Source organism: Enterobacter cloacae complex sp. P16RS2 (assembly GCF_014982155.1).
GTDB lineage: Bacteria > Pseudomonadota > Gammaproteobacteria > Enterobacterales > Enterobacteriaceae > Enterobacter > Enterobacter cloacae_M.
In genome coordinates this window covers 23269-41271 of sequence record NZ_JADCKW010000005.1, presented here as the reverse complement: position 1 = coordinate 41271, position 18003 = coordinate 23269, and the positions used below count along the sequence as shown (strand labels likewise).

At 57.0% G+C, this 18003-nt stretch carries 19 protein-coding genes; 10 read left to right on the top strand and 9 right to left on the bottom strand.

Going from position 1 to position 18003, the window contains the following annotated elements; translation table 11 throughout:
- Positions 1–13 precede the first annotated feature (13 nt).
- Entirely contained in the window at positions 14–562 is a 549-nt protein-coding gene (locus tag INF68_RS01845; protein ID WP_126787014.1) for a helix-turn-helix domain-containing protein, read from the bottom strand.
- A 102-nt stretch (positions 563–664) separates the two neighbouring features.
- Here INF68_RS01845 and INF68_RS01840 point away from each other — a divergent pair, with 102 nt between their 5' ends.
- Both INF68_RS01840 and INF68_RS01835 read left to right on the top strand, forming a co-directional pair.
- Positions 665–1324 (top strand): AzlC family ABC transporter permease, encoded by a 660-nt coding sequence (locus tag INF68_RS01840; protein WP_023309745.1) that lies wholly within the window; start codon positions 665–667, stop codon positions 1322–1324.
- Positions 1324–1647, top strand: a complete 324-nt coding sequence (locus tag INF68_RS01835) for an AzlD domain-containing protein (protein ID WP_109846445.1) — start codon at positions 1324–1326, stop codon at positions 1645–1647. Before INF68_RS01840 ends, INF68_RS01835 begins: the two co-directional genes overlap by 1 nt.
- Positions 1648–1686: 39 nt before the next feature.
- Here INF68_RS01835 and INF68_RS01830 read toward each other — a convergent pair whose 3' ends face one another.
- The gene (locus INF68_RS01830; protein WP_023309747.1) at positions 1687–1899 is read right to left on the bottom strand and encodes a DUF1471 domain-containing protein; all 213 of its coding nucleotides are present in this window, start codon (positions 1897–1899) and stop codon (positions 1687–1689) included.
- A 114-nt stretch (positions 1900–2013) separates the two neighbouring features.
- Positions 2014–2850: a formate dehydrogenase accessory sulfurtransferase FdhD gene (fdhD, locus tag INF68_RS01825; RefSeq protein ID WP_126787015.1), complete on the bottom strand. Its 837-nt coding sequence runs from the start codon at positions 2848–2850 to the stop codon at positions 2014–2016.
- A 373-nt stretch (positions 2851–3223) separates the two neighbouring features.
- Here fdhD and fdnG point away from each other — a divergent pair, with 373 nt between their 5' ends.
- The 5 genes from fdnG to INF68_RS01800 all read left to right on the top strand — a co-directional run bounded on the left by fdnG (position 3224) and on the right by INF68_RS01800 (position 10041).
- The gene (fdnG, locus tag INF68_RS01820) at positions 3224–6274 is read left to right on the top strand and encodes a formate dehydrogenase-N subunit alpha (RefSeq protein WP_094935278.1); all 3051 of its coding nucleotides are present in this window, start codon (positions 3224–3226) and stop codon (positions 6272–6274) included.
- Between the two features lie 12 nt (positions 6275–6286).
- Positions 6287–7189, top strand: a complete 903-nt coding sequence (gene fdxH, locus INF68_RS01815) for a formate dehydrogenase subunit beta (RefSeq protein ID WP_008501831.1) — start codon at positions 6287–6289, stop codon at positions 7187–7189.
- Positions 7186–7821 carry a formate dehydrogenase cytochrome b556 subunit gene (gene fdoI / locus INF68_RS01810; RefSeq protein WP_010436852.1) on the top strand — a complete coding sequence of 212 codons (636 nt, stop codon included), beginning with the start codon at positions 7186–7188 and terminating at the stop codon, positions 7819–7821. Before fdxH ends, fdoI begins: the two co-directional genes overlap by 4 nt.
- Positions 7818–8747 (top strand): formate dehydrogenase accessory protein FdhE, encoded by a 930-nt coding sequence (gene fdhE / locus INF68_RS01805; RefSeq protein ID WP_109846449.1) that lies wholly within the window; start codon positions 7818–7820, stop codon positions 8745–8747. The genes fdoI and fdhE overlap by 4 nt, the downstream gene beginning before the upstream one ends.
- A 373-nt stretch (positions 8748–9120) precedes the next feature.
- A complete protein-coding gene (locus INF68_RS01800) occupies positions 9121–10041 on the top strand; it encodes an alpha/beta hydrolase (RefSeq protein WP_126787017.1) in 921 nt (306 codons plus the stop codon).
- Positions 10042–10049: 8 nt separating this feature from the next.
- Here the strand turns inward: INF68_RS01800 and fabY are convergent, their stop codons facing one another.
- The 6 genes from fabY to INF68_RS01770 form a co-directional block, all read right to left on the bottom strand.
- Entirely contained in the window at positions 10050–10991 is a 942-nt protein-coding gene (fabY, locus tag INF68_RS01795) for a fatty acid biosynthesis protein FabY (protein WP_023309755.1), read from the bottom strand.
- A 44-nt stretch (positions 10992–11035) separates the two neighbouring features.
- The gene (gene dtd, locus INF68_RS01790) at positions 11036–11473 is read right to left on the bottom strand and encodes a D-aminoacyl-tRNA deacylase (RefSeq protein WP_008501836.1); all 438 of its coding nucleotides are present in this window, start codon (positions 11471–11473) and stop codon (positions 11036–11038) included.
- Positions 11470–12351 (bottom strand): virulence factor BrkB family protein, encoded by an 882-nt coding sequence (locus INF68_RS01785; RefSeq protein ID WP_109846453.1) that lies wholly within the window; start codon positions 12349–12351, stop codon positions 11470–11472. Before INF68_RS01785 ends, dtd begins: the two co-directional genes overlap by 4 nt.
- The gene (yihX, locus tag INF68_RS01780) at positions 12345–12944 is read right to left on the bottom strand and encodes a glucose-1-phosphatase (protein WP_126787018.1); all 600 of its coding nucleotides are present in this window, start codon (positions 12942–12944) and stop codon (positions 12345–12347) included. Before yihX ends, INF68_RS01785 begins: the two co-directional genes overlap by 7 nt.
- Before the next feature lie 120 nt (positions 12945–13064).
- Complete coding sequence (locus INF68_RS01775; RefSeq protein WP_126787019.1) at positions 13065–13865, bottom strand: DeoR/GlpR family DNA-binding transcription regulator; 801 nt, start codon at positions 13863–13865, stop codon at positions 13065–13067.
- Positions 13866–13899: 34 nt separating this feature from the next.
- On the bottom strand, positions 13900–14796 hold the full coding sequence (locus INF68_RS01770; protein ID WP_193525246.1) for a sugar kinase: 897 nt from the start codon (positions 14794–14796) through the stop codon (positions 13900–13902).
- A 155-nt stretch (positions 14797–14951) separates the two neighbouring features.
- Between INF68_RS01770 and yihU the strand changes: the two genes are divergently transcribed.
- The 3 genes from yihU to yihS are packed head-to-tail and all read left to right on the top strand — an operon-like array spanning position 14952 to position 17991.
- On the top strand, positions 14952–15842 hold the full coding sequence (gene yihU, locus INF68_RS01765) for a sulfolactaldehyde 3-reductase (RefSeq protein ID WP_126787020.1): 891 nt from the start codon (positions 14952–14954) through the stop codon (positions 15840–15842).
- A 17-nt stretch (positions 15843–15859) separates the two neighbouring features.
- Complete coding sequence (gene yihT, locus INF68_RS01760; protein WP_126787021.1) at positions 15860–16735, top strand: sulfofructosephosphate aldolase; 876 nt, start codon at positions 15860–15862, stop codon at positions 16733–16735.
- A 14-nt stretch (positions 16736–16749) separates the two neighbouring features.
- Complete coding sequence (gene yihS / locus INF68_RS01755; RefSeq protein ID WP_126787022.1) at positions 16750–17991, top strand: sulfoquinovose isomerase; 1242 nt, start codon at positions 16750–16752, stop codon at positions 17989–17991.
- The last annotated feature ends 12 nt before the right edge of the window (positions 17992–18003 follow it).

The following is an 18003-nucleotide window of genomic DNA, read 5'->3' as shown; positions in this document are numbered from 1 at the left end:
TTCCTTATCTCTGTTAGTTTTGTTCCGCCACCAGCAGCGCGTGCGTATCCGGCTCCAGCGCCTTAAAGATATGCGGCAGATCGGCGGGATAACAGATGTAATCTCCCGGGCCGAGTTCTTCCGCCGCGTCGATCAGGCCGACTAACGCGCGCCCCTGCGTCACAATAATATGTTCAACGGACCCCGGCGGATGCGGCTGGGAAATGCGGTCTGCGCCCGGCTGGGTAAGCAGGAGGTATACGTCGCGTCGCGCGCCCGGAGGGCATGCCGCCAGTAAAATGGCTTCATAATTAGCCTGTCCAGCCACCACTTTCGTCCCTTCACCACGGCGGATCACCTGCGTGGTCGGCAACTGCGGCTCCAGCAGGCGGGCGAAAGGAATATCCAGCGCCACGCAGAGCGACCACAGCGTTTCCAGGCTAGGGTTACCGTTGCCGGACTCCAGCTGGGAAAGGGTGGATTTTGCGATCCCGGCACGGCGGGCAATTTCCGCCAGTGAAAGCCCGGTTCGCAGGCGTTCTCGCACCAGACTTTTGGCGATCAGGCTGATCGGCTGCGTCATATTACGGCCTCTTGTTCTATAAAACGAACGAATCGTTCGTCTTGAAAATCAGTTTCGTTGCGTTCATTATAATGGATACACGTTCGATATGGCTAAAATTGTATGAAGCATCATCTCTCTTGCCTGAAAGGCGACACCATAAAAGCAATCATCCTGGTCTGCCTCGCGGTCGGCGTGGTCGGGATGTCATACGGCTCCCTGGCGATGGCCTACGGTTTCCCGGTCTGGGTACCGTTTGTACTCTCCATCACCGTACTCGCGGGCGCGTCAGAGTTTATGTTTATTGGCATCGTGGCAAGCGGCGGTAACCCGCTGGCGGCCGCAGCCGCGGGGTTGCTGGTGAACGCGCGGCACGTGCCGTTTGGCGTGACGGTGCGTGAGCTGGTCGGCAAACGTGGCCTGAGCCTGTTGGGCTGCCACATCATGAATGACGAAAGCGTGGTGTTTGGCCTGTCGCAAAAAACGCCCGAACAGCGCAAAGCGGCGTACTGGCTATGTGGTTTAGGCGTGGCGATTGTCTGGCCGCTGGGGGCCCTGCTGGGCGCCATGGTCGGAAAGCTGCTGCCGGATCCGGAAACCATTGGCCTGGATGCGGTATTCCCGGCCATATTGCTGGCGCTGGTGGTTCCCGCGTTTAAAAACCGTACCACGCTGATCCGCGCCTGCAGCGGCGCCGCGCTTTCACTGGCCGCCGTGCCGTTTGCCCCGGTGGGATTACCGGTGCTGCTCTCCTTACTGGGTCTCGCTGCGAGGAAAAAATAATGGGAAATATGACGTTTTTTATTCTCGGCATCGCCATTTTGTCTGCGGGAACGTATCTGATGCGTCTTGGCGGGGCGAAACTGGGCAGCAGGCTGGCATTGTCAGAGCGTTCACAGGCGCTGCTTTCAGATGCGGCAACGGTATTGCTGTTTTCCGTGGCGCTGGCGACCACGTTTTATGAAGGTGACCACTTTGCCGGAATGGCGCGCGTGCTGGGCGTGGCGTTTGCGGTATTTCTGGCCTGGCGAAAGGTGCCGTTAATTGTGGTGATCGTGGCGGCGGCAGTGGTAACCGCGCTGCTGCGCGTGGCGGGCATAAACTAAAAAAGCGCCCCGGGGGCGCTCTTTCGACGGTGTGACAGCTTATTTAGTCAGTTCAGCAGTCATGTGTACGCGGTTACCTGAGAACGCCTGGGTAATTTTGTAAGATGACGCGCCGGCTTCCTGAGCCTGAGCCGCGATTTTCGCTTCTGCGCCGTCAATGGTTGACGCGGTTGCGGTCACGGTCTGAGCAGCGAAAGAACCGAAAGAAGTAGCCAGAGCGATTACAGCGACAAAAGTTTTGATGCTTTTCATAATATAAACCCTTTCATTAAGTTGTTTAGGTAAGGCACCGTGCCTTGATGAGATAAATACTAGACCTCATCATGAACAACTAAAAGCGGAAGGATTTGCTATTATCATTCAAAATTATTGATCAACTATTAATCGCTGAGGATGGGTATAAACGGTCGCCCTTCCCGGCTTGCAGAAGCCCACCAGCGTCAGGTTGCAGCGCTCCGCCACCTCCACTGCCAGCGTGGTCGCCGCCGATACCGCAAACAGAATTTCCACACCGCACATCGCGGATTTTTGCACCATCTCATAGCTGGCGCGGCTGGAAACGAGTGCCGCCCCCTGCTTCCACACGTCACTTTCACGCGCACGGCGACCGAGCAGCTTGTCCAGCGCCACGTGGCGGCCCACGTCCTCGTGGCCCCCGGCAATATCGCCCGACGGCAACACCCATGCCGCCGCGTGCGTGCAGCCGCTCAGCTGGCCGATGGGCTGTACATCGTTCAGGTGCTTGAGCGCATGGTCGAGGTGAGCCAGATTAAAGGTCTGAGTAAACGGCAGTGGCGCAACGGGTTTGCCAATATCATTGAGCTGCTCAACGCCACAAACGCCGCAGCCGGTACGCCCGGCCAGCGCGCGGCGGCGCTCTTTCAGCCCCATAAAGCGGCGGCTGGAGAGTTCGATTTGCACTTCAAGGCCGTTGCAAGCCTGCACCACGTCCATGCCGTAGATCTCCTGCGGATGGTCAATGATGCCTTCCGAGAGGGAAAAACCGATGGCGAACAGCTCGAGATCTTTCGGCGAAGCCATCATCACCACATGGGAGATGCCGTTGTAAACGAGCGCAACGGGCACCTCTTCCGCCAGAAAATCCGGCGTGGCATGGGTAATGTGGGGCGGTCTGTGTACCGACAGTTCCACAATGCCCGCAGGCAGGGGTGACGAGAGGGGAGCACGGTTTTGTTTAGACACAGCGGTATTCCTGAACAACCACGGAGGTGAGCCTGCTATTGCATCACAAACAACAGGGCTTACGCATAGTATGGATCAACTTTTCAGCATCAAGTTTACCTACTCACTTGTGAGAGGTACAACAAAACGCATGCTACACCCCTTTAACATGCGGGGTTAATAATGTGATTAATATCACACTTTATAGTCAACAGGGTGATAATACGTTCACTTTGTATTAACGCCATTAGAACAGCTGTACCGACATTGTGGTATTCTGATGATATCCCTCGTGGAATTGAGGGATTAACGCAAATTTTTCTCCTTTGCGGTCAATTCTCAACCGCGAAGTTAAAACTACATATGTAAGCAATGTCGAAACAAGGAGTGACCCATGCAGGTCAGCAGAAGGCAGTTCTTTAAGATCTGCGCTGGCGGTATGGCAGGCACCACGGCAGCGGCACTGGGCTTTGCGCCCGGCGTAGCGCTGGCGGAAACGCGGCAGTATAAACTGCTGCGCACCCGTGAAACCCGTAATACCTGTACGTACTGCTCTGTCGGTTGCGGGCTGTTGATGTATAGCCTCGGCGACGGTGCTAAAAACGCCAAAGCGTCTATTTTCCATATCGAAGGCGACCCGGATCATCCGGTCAACCGCGGCGCATTGTGCCCGAAAGGGGCCGGTCTGGTGGACTTTATCCACTCCGAAAGCCGCCTCAAGTTCCCGGAATATCGCGCGCCAGGCTCCGACAAATGGCAGCAAATCAGCTGGGAAGAGGCGTTCGACCGCATCGCAAAACACATTAAAGAAGACCGCGATGCCAACTTTGTTGAGAAGAACGCCGACGGCGTTACGGTCAACCGCTGGCTCTCCACCGGGATGCTGTGTGCCTCTGCTTCCAGCAACGAAACCGGTTATTTAACCCAGAAATTTACGCGCGCACTCGGTATGCTCGCGGTCGACAACCAGGCGCGTGTCTGACACGGACCAACGGTAGCAAGTCTTGCTCCAACATTTGGTCGCGGTGCGATGACCAACCACTGGGTCGACATCAAGAACGCCAACCTCATTGTGGTGATGGGCGGTAACGCCGCTGAAGCGCACCCTGTCGGGTTCCGCTGGGCGATGGAAGCCAAAATCCACAACGGTGCGAAACTGATTGTGATCGATCCCCGCTTTACGCGAACTGCGTCAGTGGCGGATTTCTACACCCCTATTCGTTCAGGTACTGACATCACTTTCCTGTCAGGCGTATTGCTGTACCTGATGACCAACGAAAAATATAACCGCGAATACACCGAAGCCTATACCAACGCCAGCCTGATCGTGCGTGAGGATTACCACTTCGAAGATGGCCTGTTCAGCGGTTACGACGCCGAAAAACGCAAATACGACAAAACCAGCTGGAACTACGAGCTGGATGAAAAAGGCTTTGCGAAGCGCGACACCACCCTGCAACATCCGCGCTGCGTGTGGAACCTGCTGAAAGAGCACGTTTCTCGCTACACGCCGGAGGTTGTCGAAAACATCTGCGGTACGCCAAAGGCGGACTTCCTGAAGGTGTGCGAGCTTATCGCCGAGACCAGCGCGAAGGACAAAACCGCGTCGTTCCTGTACGCCCTCGGCTGGACGCAGCACTCCATCGGCGCGCAGAACATCCGTACCATGGCGATGGTTCAGCTCCTGCTCGGCAACATGGGGATGGCAGGCGGCGGCGTGAACGCCCTGCGCGGTCACTCCAACATTCAGGGGCTGACCGACCTCGGCCTGCTGTCTCAAAGCCTGCCGGGTTACATGAACCTGCCAAGCGAGAAACAGACCGATCTGCAAACCTACCTGACGGCCAGCACGCCTAAACCGCTGCTCGAAGGCCAGGTAAACTACTGGGGCAACTATCCGAAGTTCTTCGTCTCAATGATGAAAGCCTTCTTCGGCGACAAAGCGACGGCTGAAAACAGCTGGGGCTTTGACTGGCTGCCGAAGTGGGACAAGGGTTACGACGTTCTGCAGTATTTCGAGATGATGCATCAGGGCAAAGTGAACGGCTATCTGTGCCAGGGCTTTAACCCGGTTGCCTCGTTCCCGAACAAGAACAAGGTTGTTGAGTCTCTGTCGAAGCTGAAGTTCCTGGTGACGATTGACCCGCTCAATACCGAGACTTCAACTTTCTGGCAGAACCACGGTGAATCGAACGACGTCGATCCGTCGAAGATTCAGACCGAAGTGTTCCGTCTGCCGTCGACCTGCTTCGCGGAAGAGAACGGTTCTATCGTCAACTCCGGACGCTGGCTGCAGTGGCACTGGAAAGGCGCGGACGCCCCGGGCATCGCCATGAACGACGGCGAGATCCTGGCCGGTATCTTCTTACGCCTGCGTAAGATGTATGCGGAAGAAGGCGGCGCGAACCCGGAACCGGTGCTGAACATGACCTGGAACTACTCGACGCCGGAAAACCCAGCGCCGGAAGAAGTGGCGATGGAGAGCAACGGTAAGGCGCTGGCGGACGTTATCGACCCGGCCACCGGTACCGTGCTGGCGAAGAAAGGCGATCAGCTCAGCACCTTCGCGCACCTGCGCGATGACGGTACCACGTCAAGCGGCTGCTGGATCTTCGCCGGTAGCTGGACGCCAAAAGGCAACCAGATGGCCAACCGCGATAACGCCGACCCGTCGGGCCTTGGCAATACGCTGGGCTGGGCATGGGCGTGGCCGCTCAACCGCCGCATCCTCTATAACCGCGCGTCCGCTGACCCGCAGGGCAACCCGTGGGATCCGAAGCGTCAGCTTCTGAAGTGGGACGGTGCGAAATGGGGCGGCGTGGATATTCCGGACTACAGCACTGCCGCACCGGGCAGCGACGTTGGGCCATTTATCATGCAGCCTGAAGGGATGGGACGTCTGTTTGCTATCGATAAGATGGCGGAAGGTCCGTTCCCGGAACACTACGAGCCCTTTGAGACGCCGCTGGGTACCAACCCGCTGCACCCGAACGTGGTCTCTAACCCGGCAGCCCGTATCTTTAAGGGCGATTTCGAAGCGCTGGGTAAAAAGGACAAGTTCCCGTACGTGGGTACCACCTACCGTCTGACCGAGCACTTCCACTACTGGACCAAGCACGCGCTGCTTAACGCCATCGCGCAGCCGGAACAGTTCGTGGAGATCGGCGAGAAGCTGGCGGGCAAGCTCGGCATCGCCCATGGCGATACCGTGAAGGTCTCCTCTAATCGCGGCTATATCAAGGCCAAGGCGGTGGTGACCAAGCGTATCCGCACTCTGAACGTTCACGGACAGCAGGTGGATACCATCGGCATCCCAATTCACTGGGGTTACGAGGGCGTGGCGAAGAAAGGGTTCATTGCGAACACCCTGACGCCGTTCGTCGGCGATGCGAACACGCAGACGCCGGAGTTTAAGGCCTTCCTCGTGAACGTGGAAAAGGTGTAACGGAGACGACTTATGGCTTATCAATCTCAAGACATTATCCGTCGTTCCGCGACTAACGGTTTCACGCCCGCGCCTCAGGCGCGGGACCACCAGCAGGAAGTGGCGAAGCTTATCGACGTAACCACCTGTATCGGCTGCAAAGCCTGTCAGGTGGCGTGTTCAGAGTGGAACGACCTGCGTGACGAAGTGGGTCACAACGTCGGGGTGTATGACAACCCGGCGGACCTGACCGCCAAGTCCTGGACGGTGATGCGTTTCTCGGAAGTTGAGCAGAACGACAAACTGGAATGGCTTATCCGCAAAGACGGCTGTATGCACTGTGCGGATCCTGGCTGCCTTAAGGCATGTCCGTCAGAAGGGGCTATCATTCAGTATGCCAACGGCATCGTCGACTTCCAGTCCGAACAGTGCATCGGCTGCGGCTACTGCATCGCGGGCTGTCCGTTCGACGTACCGCGCCTGAACCCTGAAGACAACCGCGTCTACAAATGCACGCTGTGCGTTGACCGCGTCACCGTCGGCCAGGAGCCAGCGTGCGTGAAGACCTGCCCAACCGGCGCTATCCACTTTGGCTCCAAAGAGGATATGAAAACGCTGGCAGCAGAGCGCGTGGGCGAGCTGAAAACCCGTGGTTACGACAACGCAGGCCTGTACGATCCGGCCGGAGTTGGCGGTACGCACGTGATGTATGTGCTGCACCACGCCGACAAGCCGAATCTGTACCACGGCCTGCCGGAGAACCCGGAAATCAGCGCCACCGTGAAGTTCTGGAAAGGCATCTGGAAACCGCTGGCAGCGGTCGGTTTTGCTGCCACCTTCGCAGCGAGCATCTTCCACTACGTCGGCGTTGGTCCGAACCGCGCGGAAGAGGAAGACGACAACCTGCATGAAGAGAAAGACGAGGTGCGCAAATGAGAAAACGTGACACCATCGTGCGCTACACCGCGCCGGAACGCATCAACCACTGGGTCACCGCCTTCTGCTTCATGCTGGCGGCGATAAGCGGGCTGGGGTTCTTCTTCCCGTCCTTCAACTGGCTGATGCAGGTACTGGGTACGCCACAGCTGGCGCGCATCCTTCACCCGTTCGTGGGAGTGGTGATGTTTGCCTCGTTTATCATCATGTTTTTCCGCTACTGGCACCATAACCTAATCAATCGGGATGATATCTTTTGGGCGAAGAATATTCGTAAGATCGTCGTCAACGAGGAAGTGGGTGATACCGGGCGTTATAATTTCGGCCAGAAATGCGTATTCTGGGCGGCGATTATCTTCCTGGTCCTGTTGCTGGTGAGCGGCGTGATCATCTGGCGTCCGTACTTTGCGCCTGCTTTCTCAATCCCGGTGATCCGATTTGCGCTGATGCTGCATTCATTTGCCGCAGTGGCGTTAATTGTGGTTATCATGGTGCATATCTACGCCGCCCTTTGGGTGAAAGGCACCATTACCGCGATGGTGGAAGGATGGGTAACCAGCACGTGGGCGAAGAAACATCACCCACGCTGGTACCGTGAAGTCCGCCAGAAACAGGAAAAGTCATCTGAATGAGTATTCGCATAATCCCGCAAGATGAGCTGGGGTCGAGCGAGAAACGCACGGCGGATTATATTCCGCCGTTGTTATTCCCCAGACTCAAGAACCTCTACAACCGCCGCGCAGAGCGTCTGCGCGAGCTGGCAGAGAACAACCCGCTGGGCGATTTTCTGCGCTTTGCCGCGCTGGTTGCCCACGCGCAGGAAGTGGTGCTGTACGACCACCCGCTGCAAATGGATCTGACCGCGCGCATCAAAGAAGCCAACGCGCAGGGCAAGCCGCCGCTGGACATTCACGTCCTGCCGCGCGACAAGCACTGGCAAAAGCTGCTGCATTCGCTGATTGCCGAGCTGAAGCCGGAGATGAGCGGTACCGCGCTGGCGGTCATTGAGAATCTGGAAAAAGCCTCTGACCTGGAGCTGGAAGAGATGGCGAGCGCGCTGTTTGCCTCCGACTTCGCTCTGGTCAGCAGCGATAAAGCGCCGTTTATCTGGGCTGCGCTGTCGCTCTACTGGGCGCAAATGGCAAGCCTGATCCCCGGTAAAGCCCGCGCCGAATACGGCGAGGCGCGCCAGTTCTGCCCGGTCTGCGGCTCCATGCCGGTATCGAGCATGGTGCAAATCGGCACGACTCAGGGGCTGCGCTACCTGCACTGCAACCTGTGTGAAACCGAGTGGCACGTGGTGCGCATCAAGTGCAGCAACTGCGAGCAGACCCGCGATCTGAACTACTGGTCGCTGGAAAATGAAGACGCGGCGGTGAAAGCCGAAAGCTGCGGCGACTGCGGCACCTACCTGAAGATTCTCTATCAGGAAAAGGACCCGAAAGTCGAAGCGGTGGCCGACGATCTCGCCTCGCTGATTCTGGACGCTAAGATGGAGCAGGAGGGCTTTGCCCGCAGCTCGATCAACCCGTTCCTGTTCCCGGGTGAAGGGGAGTAATTCCCTCTGACAGTGCCGGGCGGCGTAAGCTTGCCCGGCCTACAGTTGGTGAGGTGAAACGACTCCAGTAATGCCCGAATAGTCTTTCGTGCTTGAGATTATCCAGCCGTAGAATCACGACATCAGATAAACCGATAAGTATTCTGCCCATATCAGGGCCCGCCAAAGAACTCATATCCCCCCTGACTATTTCATCCCTGATTAATTTCCAGACAAGGCATGCGCTTTACAGGTGTGGCTGAAGCAGATAATAAAAACATGACTCACCTTTGCGGGCCGCTTTCCGGTTTTTTGTCCTCGACAATATTCTTGTTTTCTTTTGAATTAAACCAGGTTATAAAGCTGTATATCCATACAGTTAAAGGGAATTTTCATGGCACTGGAACAGGGTATTGCGCAGCTGGTTCAGGGGTTTATCGCTGCGGGCCGGCCTTCGTCACGTCGACAGACCATTGAGGTACGACGAGCAGGGTACATTGCCAGCACGGGGCTTGCCGGGAAGACAGAAACGCGCGTTCAGGTGGAGACGCTAGTGCTTGAGGGCCTTACCATTCGTGTATTTTCACCTCTTAATGCGCCTGAACTATTGCCTGCTGCCATCTACTACCACGGCGGATGCTTTATCAGCGGCGGCTTTGATACCCATGACAACCAGCTCCGTCAGTTAGCCTGCTACGGCAATTGCCGGGTGGTTGCGATTCAATACAGGCTGGCGCCGGAGCATACCTTCCCCGCCGCACATGACGATGCGGAAAGAGGTGCAGATCTGGTCTGGCAGTATGCGGACAAATTAGGCGTGGATAAGAACCGGCTCACCCTCTGTGGGGACAGTGCAGGAGGGCATCTTGCGCTGGTAACGGCGCTGCGGCTTAAGGCTAAAGGGCTCTGGCAGCCTGTACAGCTTATTCTTATCTACCCCATGCTCGACGCCACGGCCAGTTTTGAAAGCTACGCCCTTAATGGCACGGATTATATTATCACCCGCGATACCCTGCTCAGCGGGTATGAAATGTATCTCGCAGAGACTGACCGCCAGCATCCGGAAACCAGCCCGCTGTGGCGCGATGATTTCTACGGACTCCCGCCAGTGCACATCATTACCGCAGAGTACGATCCGCTGTGCGATGAGGGAGAAATGTTGTATCAGCATCTGACTGAGCAGGGTGTGAAATGTACTGCTCAGCGCTGGCTGGGCGTCATCCATGGCTTCTTTCAGCTTGGCGGCGTCAGCCAATCAGCGCGAGATGTTATGCGGGATATCGCCGGGCGGATTCAGCACGCCCGGGGAGCGTAAACAGGAGATTACTCCTCCTCGTTCCCACCCTCTTCATACGCACCGAAGGGCTTCGCTGGAAGAACAATGTAGGTGCCTTCAAACACCGCCCCCGGTGTTTTATCGCCAAACAGTTCAACCTGCATTTGTACGCGCGCCTTGCGACCGCGTGCCAGACGGTCAAGATCGCCACCCAGTGACCCCAGATCGGCCACGGCACTCGGCTTGCCGCTTATCGGTGCGCTATAGCGAATGTGGGCATCGGCGAGAATGATCGTGCCCCCCAGATGACGCTCGCGAAGCATTAGCCAGATGAGACCCCACCCGGTGAGCGTCGCGAGGGAAAACAGACTTCCGGCAAACAGGGTGTGGTGTGGGTTCTGATTACCGGTTTCCGGCATGGTGGTAATAAATTTTTGTCCGGTGTACTGCTGAATGCGCACGCCCATTTTTTCGCTGAGCGGAATGTGCTGATACCAGGCCTGCTGCAGCTGTCCACACCAGTCGGCGCGATGAAGAATATCATCCAGCGTGGCGATGGGTTTGATCATCAAAAAATGACGAATCGGCGTGGTTTGCGGGGTTGTGATTTCCCCTTGATTCACAAAGCCGAGCTTGGCGAAAAATTCTACGGCATCTTCTCGGGCGCTACAGGTAACGCGCTTAACGCCTTCCTGACGGGCGACGGACTCAAGGGTCATCGCCATTAGCGTTCCCAGACCTTTGTCCTGAACGGAGGGATGAACCGCCATAAAGCGAATCGACGCTTCGTTATCGGCGTTGATATACAAGCGCCCGACGGCGACGAGGTTACCCTCTTCGTCCATCACCATCTGATGGTGGGCCATCGCATCCCAGGCGTCGCGCTCAGATCCTTTTGGCTGATGCAGTGGCTTGCGCAGCATTTCCCAGCGGAACTGGTAATAAGCGTCTAACTCTTCTTCCGTTTGCGGTACTCGAAGGTGATACATAGCTGTACTCTCTCTTGTTACCCGCGGCCACGCCGCCAGTTGGCTCATACCTGGAGCCAGAATGTGACGGGGCCATCGTTCACCAGCGAAACCTGCATATCTGCAGCGAATCGTCCGGTTTGCGTATTCATTTCCTGCTGGCGACAACGCTCAACAAAGTACTCGTAAAGTGCTTCCGCACGATCCGGCGCGGCGCCTTTAGAGAAGCTCGGGCGCATGCCGCGCTCGGTATCCGCTGCCAGCGTAAACTGGGAAACCACCAGCACGCTGCCGCCCGCCTGCTGAACGTTCAGGTTCATCTTGCCTTCCGCATCGCTGAAAATACGGTAGCCCAGCACGCGCTCACACAAGCGGTTGGCTTTTTGTTCGTCGTCATCCTTTTCGACACCTAACAACACCAAAAGTCCTGGGCCAATTTCACCCGTCACCTCTCCCTCCACGGTGACGCTGGCACGGGTTACGCGCTGTATCAATGCAATCATGGTTGGTCTGCTTCTAATTGTTTTTCAGCTTCTGCTGCTTTTTTAAGTTCGCGGTACACACCGAGAGTGACAGTTATTTCGGCACCAAGCAAGACGATACACCAGGTCCAGTAGACCCAGACAAACAAAATGGGGATCACCGCCAGCACGCCGTAAATCAGCTGATAGGACGGAAACATGGTGATGTAGAGGGCAAACCCTTTTTTACCGAGCTCAAAAAGCAACGCCGCCACCAGCGCCCCCACAACCGCATCGCGGTTAGGCACGCGCGTGGTCGGCACGACGCTATAGAGCAGCCAGAACGAGAGCCACGACAGGATCAGCGGGAAGATGCGAAGCGCATTATCAATTACGCCGTTTAACTCACTCGCCCAGCGCAAGGAGAGAAGATACGAACTGATCGCCAGGCTCGCCCCGGCCAGCAGCGGCCCCAGCGTGAGAATCATCCAGTACACGGCAAAGGAATAGACCTTTGGCCGCGCTTTTTTACTCCGCCAGATAGTGTTCAGCGCATTATCAATGGCGTACATCAACAGCAGCGCGGTAACGATAAGACCGCATGCCCCCACTGCCGTCATCTTATTGGAGTTGGCAACAAACTGCTCAATGTAGTTCTGGATGACATCCCCGGTTGCAGGAATGAAATTCGCGAAGACAAAATGGCGAAGCTGCAGGCTGACGTCCGCAAACATCGGAAAGGCGGAAAACAGGGCAAAAATGACCGCCACCAGCGGCACTAATGAGAGCAACGACACGTAGGCGAGGTTACCCGCCAGCGTGGTCATGTTGTCCTCATCAATACGGTGCCAGAGCAGTTTCAGCCATGCCCTCAGCGGGCGAGTATGATGCGTGGCTTTTTGATGAACGGTTTTTAGCATAGCTGCTTCGCAAAGTAGTTTGGTATCGTCTCTTTTCCGGTCACCTGAATTGACGTTATACCTAACTGGTTAGCTCCCTCTATATTATCGGCGTTGTCGTCGAAAAAGACCGCATCGGCCGCGGTGAATCCCTCTGACTGCAGAACAGCCTGATAAATTCGCGCTTCAGGCTTACGCATACCCATCTCCTGCGAAAGATAGATCTTGTCGGCCGCCGCCTTAACTTCAGGGTATTCCTCAGGCCAGAACGTGGTGTGCAGACGGTTGGTATTGGACAACACAACGACCCGATGGCCCTGCTCGCGGAGCTTATGCATGATGTCGATCACTTCAGGTCGGATGGCGACAAATACCGCCTGCCAGCCGTGCGAAAACTGCTCGTAGCTCAACGGTAGATCCATCTCCTGACAGAAACGTTCAGCGAATTCTTCATCACCGATCTCGCCGCGTTCATGCTGATGGAAGGTCTCGCCCATCGCGAAATTCTGCTTCAGTGTCGCCAGCGGAACGCGGCTAAAGTCGCTCCACGCACCCAGCACGCGATTAAAATCGATATCGACGATTACGTTTCCTAAATCAAAGATATAAAGCATGGTTATCTCCTGCTCGCCGTGGAGAGGTAACTGTAGCGGGAAAGATAAAGTTTGGCTATGCGTCAGATTCAGCTTAAAGAAAGGAATGGCCCGAACGTGAAAACCAGGCCAGAAGAGGCGTTAACCTACATGCTGTTCGTCGGTTGAAATCACTTCAACCATTTCAACTTTGCTGGATTTGAGATGATTTTGCAGCGCCGAGCCGGGCAGTTCGTCGGTGAAGAGCGCCGTCGCCTGAGCCACGTTGCCAATTTCAACCGCCGCAGACGCTTGATATTTCGTATGATCGGCCGCGAGCAGAATGTGGCGAGAGTGGGCCATCATGGTTTTCACCACGCTGGCTTCATTGACGTCAAATTCCATCATCGCACCGTCGTGTTCGATCGCCCCGACGCTGGTGACCAGGTAATCCGCACGGAATCCCGATACGAACGCCGTCGCCGCAGGCCCGATAATCCCGCCATTATGCGGGCGCAGCGTGCCGCCCGGCACCATCACTTCAAAGCGTGGGTTCTTATACAGAATGTGTGCCACCCGCAGACTGTTGGTGATAATGCGCAGGTGGTTATGGTTAAGCAACGCCCGGGCCACGTGCTCCACGGTCGTCCCAATAGTGATAAATATAGTTGAGCCATCGGGAATATAGTCCGCAATGGCCTCGGCAATCGCCCGCTTCTCTTCGGTAAGCGAGACTTCACGCTGCTCGAACGCCGTGTTCACCACGCTGGATGCCCTGCCCGCCCCACCATGATGACGCGTGATCAGTCCCTGCTCGCTCAGCTTGCGGATATCCCGGCGCACCGTTTGCGTGGAGACATCCAGCAGTTGCGCCAGTTCATCAATGTTCATATAGCCGCGATCGGCAATCAGCGTCAGAAGCTGATCGTGACGCGGGTTGCCAGTCAGTTCGGTAAGACTCATGGGCTGTCCTCTGAAAACCATCTCGCCCCGCATTTTATACAAAAAGTGACAAAAAAGAGCGGGTTTGATCACAGTCGGGTATACCTGCACGCCCACCGGGCTTCGTGCATTTCAGCGCTGCGACGGCGCTGGCAAAGCGGACGGCGTCTGCAGTGGACGATTGTTGCCCCAGACTGAACGCCTGCGCGCCGTGGAAAACGTCGCCCGCCCCGGTGGTATCCACCACGTCCACCTCAAAACCGGGCTGATGACGCAATGCGCCGTTTTCCAGCCAGAAGCAACCCTCTCGCCCCTGCGTAACATACACATGTCCATTTGTGAGCGTTTGTGCTTTTTTCAGCGCGTCTTCAGTTTCATCCAGCTGCGTTAAACGCCGCAATCCCGGCGCGGAGAAGGCCGCGTGATCGCTTAAGGAAATCAGCTCCGCGATATCCTGCGGGGTAACATCCGCATCCAGCAACGTCGGCACACCTTGCTTACGGGCCAGGGTAAATGCCTGTTTTGCTCCGTCATGCCAGCGCACGTCCGCTAACACGATATCCCATTGCGAGAAGTCAATTTCACGCAGCCAGTCTGCCGCGGCAGGGAGATCGGGGCTGGGGTAGTTCGCAATCACGCGCTCCCCGCAGCCGTCAACCAGGACCGCAGACTGTGACGAACGCGCATCTTTAAACACGCGCGTGTAGCGGGTCTTCACCCCCAGGGATTCCAGCTCCGCCAGCAGTCGTCTGCCGGTATCGTCGTCGCCCACCCGGCCAATAAAATCCACTTCCGCGCCCAGCTTTGCCGCCGCCACAGCCGCCGTTGCCGCCGGGCCGCCCCCCACTTCCGTATAGTCCTTTGCGACATATTTCCCTCCTTCCTTCGGTAAATCATCGAGATACCAGATGCGATCCAGCACGGTAATGCCGACACAAACGATGCGAGTCATGGTGATTCCTTCTGCGATTTCTGATGCCTTCATTTTAATTTCACCAAATGTTTAAAAAGTGACTCGTGTCAATTTTTTGACTATAAATTACAAATACGATCAAAAACAGACAACATAAACGCACAAAAATTGACATGATGTGACAGGAGAGAGGCATGCCAGCAATCGCATTTATCGGTTTAGGGCAGATGGGCGCGCCAATGGCGAAGAATCTGTTAAAGCAAGGCCACCAGCTTAACGTGTTTGACGTGAACCCGCAGGCAGTTCAGGCGCTGGTAGAGAGCGGCGCACGGGCGGCGGCTACACCCGCACAGGCAGCCACGGACGCCGAATTCGTCATCACCATGCTGCCAAACGGCGACCTGGTACGCAGCGTCCTGTTCGGCGAGCACGGCGTGTGCGAAGGGTTATCTCGCGACGCGCTGGTGATTGACATGTCCACCATTCACCCGCTGCAAACCGACGCGCTGATCCGCGACATGGCTGAACGCGGCTTCAGCCTGATGGACGTGCCCGTGGGACGCACGTCCGACCATGCCATCGCCGGCACGCTGCTCCTGCTGGCAGGCGGCACCGCGCAGCAGGTTGAGCGCGCCACCCCCGTATTAATGGCGATGGGCAATGAGCTGATTAACGCCGGCGGGCCGGGCATGGGCATCCGCGTGAAGCTTATCAATAACTACATGAGCATCGCCCTGAACGCCCTTTCCGCCGAGGCGGCCGTGCTGTGTGAAGCGCTTGGCCTCTCCTTTGACGTGGCGCTGAAGGTGATGAGCGGAACGCCTGCGGGTAAAGGGCACTTCACCACCTCATGGCCAAACAAGGTGCTGAAAGGGGATCTTTCACCCGCCTTCATGATCGATCTTGCGCATAAAGATCTGGGGATCGCCCTGGACGTGGCTAACCAGCTCCACGTCCCGATGCCGCTGGGCGCGGCGTCCCGCGAGGTTTACAACCAGGCTCGCGCCGCCGGGCGCGGGCGCGAAGACTGGACGGCCATTCTTGAACAGGTTCGCGCATCTGCCGGGCTGAAAAAATCACACTGATACGAAAGGACTGAGGAATGACGATGTACACCCTGAAAGATATCACCCGACCTTCCGGCGGTTTTGCGATGCTGGCAGTGGATCAGCGCGAAGCGATGCGCCTGATGTTTGCCGCCGCAGGTGCGCCGGTACCGGTAACCGACCAGCACCTGACGGATTTTAAGGTCAAGGCGGCAAAAATTTTGTCGCCGTACGCCTCTGCCATTCTCGTCGACCAGCAGTTCTGCTATCGCCAGATTGTGGAACAGCATGCTGTGGCCAAAAGCTGCGCAATGATTGTGGCTGCCGACGAGTTTATCCCGGGGAACGGCATCCCGGTCGACAGCGTGGTGATTGACAAAAACATCGACGCGCAGGCCGTCAAACGCGATGGCGGCAAAGCGCTGAAGCTGCTGGTGCTTTGGCGCAGCGATGAAGATCCGCAGCAGCGCCTGGAGATGGTGAAGGCGTTCAACACGCTGTGCCACGATAACGGGCTGCTGAGCATTATCGAGCCGGTAGTACGTCCTCCCCGTCGCGGTGCAGCGTTTAACCGCGATCAGGCGATTATCGACGCGGCCAAAGAGCTGGGCGACAGCGGCGCCGACCTCTACAAAGTGGAGATGCCGCTGTTTGGCAAAGGCACGCAGCAGGAACTGCTGGCCGCCTCGCAAAGGCTAAACGAGAACATCGCCATGCCGTGGGTGATCCTCTCCTCCGGCGTGGACGATAAGTTATTCCCGCGCGCCGTAAGCGTCGCCATGCAGGCGGGGGCATCGGGCTTTTTAGCCGGTCGCGCCGTCTGGTCATCGGTGATTGGCCTGCCGGACACCGGGCTGATGCTCCGCGATATTTCTGTACCCAAACTGCAGCGTCTGGGTGAGATCGTCGACGAAATGATGGCTCGCCGTTAAGAAAGGACCCGAACATGAAATGGTTTAACACCCTGAGCCATAACCGCTGGCTCGAACAAGAGACCGACCGCATTCTCGATTTCGGTAAAAACGCCGCCGTACCAACCGGCTTTGGCTGGCTGGGCAATAACGGGCAGGTGCGCAGCGATATGGGCACCCATCTGTGGATCACCGCCCGCATGCTGCACGTGTACGCGGTGGCGGCGAACATGGGGCGCCCCGGCGCGTACGCCCTGGTTGAGCACGGCATTAATGCCCTGAACGGTCCGCTGCGCGACAAACAGCACGGCGGCTGGTACGCCTGCGTTAACGATGAAGGCGTGATTGATGCGTCCAAGCAGGGCTATCAGCACTTCTTCGTCCTGCTGGGCGCAGCGAGCGCCGTGACCACGGGCCACCCGCAGGCACGCAGGCTGCTGGACGATGCCATCGAGGTGATTGAGCGTTACTTCTGGAGCGAACAGGAGCAGATGTGCCTGGAGTCCTGGGATGAAGCCTTCAGCAAAACGGAAGATTACCGCGGCGGTAACGCCAACATGCACGCCGTGGAAGCCTTCCTGATCGTCTACGACGTGACCCACGACCGCAAATGGCTCGACCGCGCCCTGCGCATCGCCTCGGTGATTATTCACGACGTGGCGCGCAAAGGAGAGTATCGCGTTAACGAGCATTTTGATACGAACTGGAACCCGATCCGCGATTACAACATCGATAATCCCGCCCACCGCTTCCGCGCCTACGGCGGTACGCCGGGGCACTGGATTGAGTGGGGCCGCCTGATGCTGCACCTGCGCGCCGCGCTGGAAGCCCGCTTTGAAACCCCGCCGGAGTGGCTGCTGGAAGATGCGAAAGGCCTGTTTCACGCCACTATCCGCGACGCCTGGGCACCCGACGGGGCCGACGGGTTTGTCTACTCCGTGGGCTGGGACGGTAAGCCTATCGTGCGCGAACGCGTGCGCTGGCCGATCGTCGAGGCGATGGGCACGGCTTATGCCCTCTACACCGTCACCGGTGAGGCGCAGTACGAAGCCTGGTATCAGAAATGGTGGGATTACTGCATCAAGTACCTGATGGATTACGAAAACGGTTCCTGGTGGCAGGAGCTGGACACCAATAACGAAGTGACCACCAAAGTCTGGGACGGCAAGCAGGATATTTACCACCTGCTGCACTGTCTGGCGATCCCCCGCCTGCCGCTGACGCCGGGCTTAGCCCCAGCCGTAGCCGCCGGATTACTGGATAGCCTGGCCAAATAATAAAGACGGAGT

Coding starts and splice junctions, on each gene's coding strand:
- fdxH (WP_008501831.1), top strand. CDS start 6,287: ATGGCTTATCAATCTCAAGACATTATCCGTCGTTCCGCGACTAACGGT.
- INF68_RS01770 (WP_193525246.1), bottom strand. CDS start 14,796: ATGACTCGCATCGTTTGTGTCGGCATTACCGTGCTGGATCGCATCTGG.
- INF68_RS01830 (WP_023309747.1), bottom strand. CDS start 1,899: ATGAAAAGCATCAAAACTTTTGTCGCTGTAATCGCTCTGGCTACTTCT.
- INF68_RS01775 (WP_126787019.1), bottom strand. CDS start 13,865: ATGAGTCTTACCGAACTGACTGGCAACCCGCGTCACGATCAGCTTCTG.
- yihU (WP_126787020.1), top strand. CDS start 14,952: ATGCCAGCAATCGCATTTATCGGTTTAGGGCAGATGGGCGCGCCAATG.
- INF68_RS01845 (WP_126787014.1), bottom strand. CDS start 562: ATGACGCAGCCGATCAGCCTGATCGCCAAAAGTCTGGTGCGAGAACGC.
- INF68_RS01840 (WP_023309745.1), top strand. CDS start 665: ATGAAGCATCATCTCTCTTGCCTGAAAGGCGACACCATAAAAGCAATC.
- yihT (WP_126787021.1), top strand. CDS start 15,860: ATGACGATGTACACCCTGAAAGATATCACCCGACCTTCCGGCGGTTTT.
- INF68_RS01785 (WP_109846453.1), bottom strand. CDS start 12,351: ATGCTAAAAACCGTTCATCAAAAAGCCACGCATCATACTCGCCCGCTG.
- fabY (WP_023309755.1), bottom strand. CDS start 10,991: ATGTATCACCTTCGAGTACCGCAAACGGAAGAAGAGTTAGACGCTTAT.
- yihX (WP_126787018.1), bottom strand. CDS start 12,944: ATGCTTTATATCTTTGATTTAGGAAACGTAATCGTCGATATCGATTTT.
- fdoI (WP_010436852.1), top strand. CDS start 7,186: ATGAGAAAACGTGACACCATCGTGCGCTACACCGCGCCGGAACGCATC.
- INF68_RS01800 (WP_126787017.1), top strand. CDS start 9,121: ATGGCACTGGAACAGGGTATTGCGCAGCTGGTTCAGGGGTTTATCGCT.
- fdhE (WP_109846449.1), top strand. CDS start 7,818: ATGAGTATTCGCATAATCCCGCAAGATGAGCTGGGGTCGAGCGAGAAA.
- yihS (WP_126787022.1), top strand. CDS start 16,750: ATGAAATGGTTTAACACCCTGAGCCATAACCGCTGGCTCGAACAAGAG.
- dtd (WP_008501836.1), bottom strand. CDS start 11,473: ATGATTGCATTGATACAGCGCGTAACCCGTGCCAGCGTCACCGTGGAG.
- INF68_RS01835 (WP_109846445.1), top strand. CDS start 1,324: ATGGGAAATATGACGTTTTTTATTCTCGGCATCGCCATTTTGTCTGCG.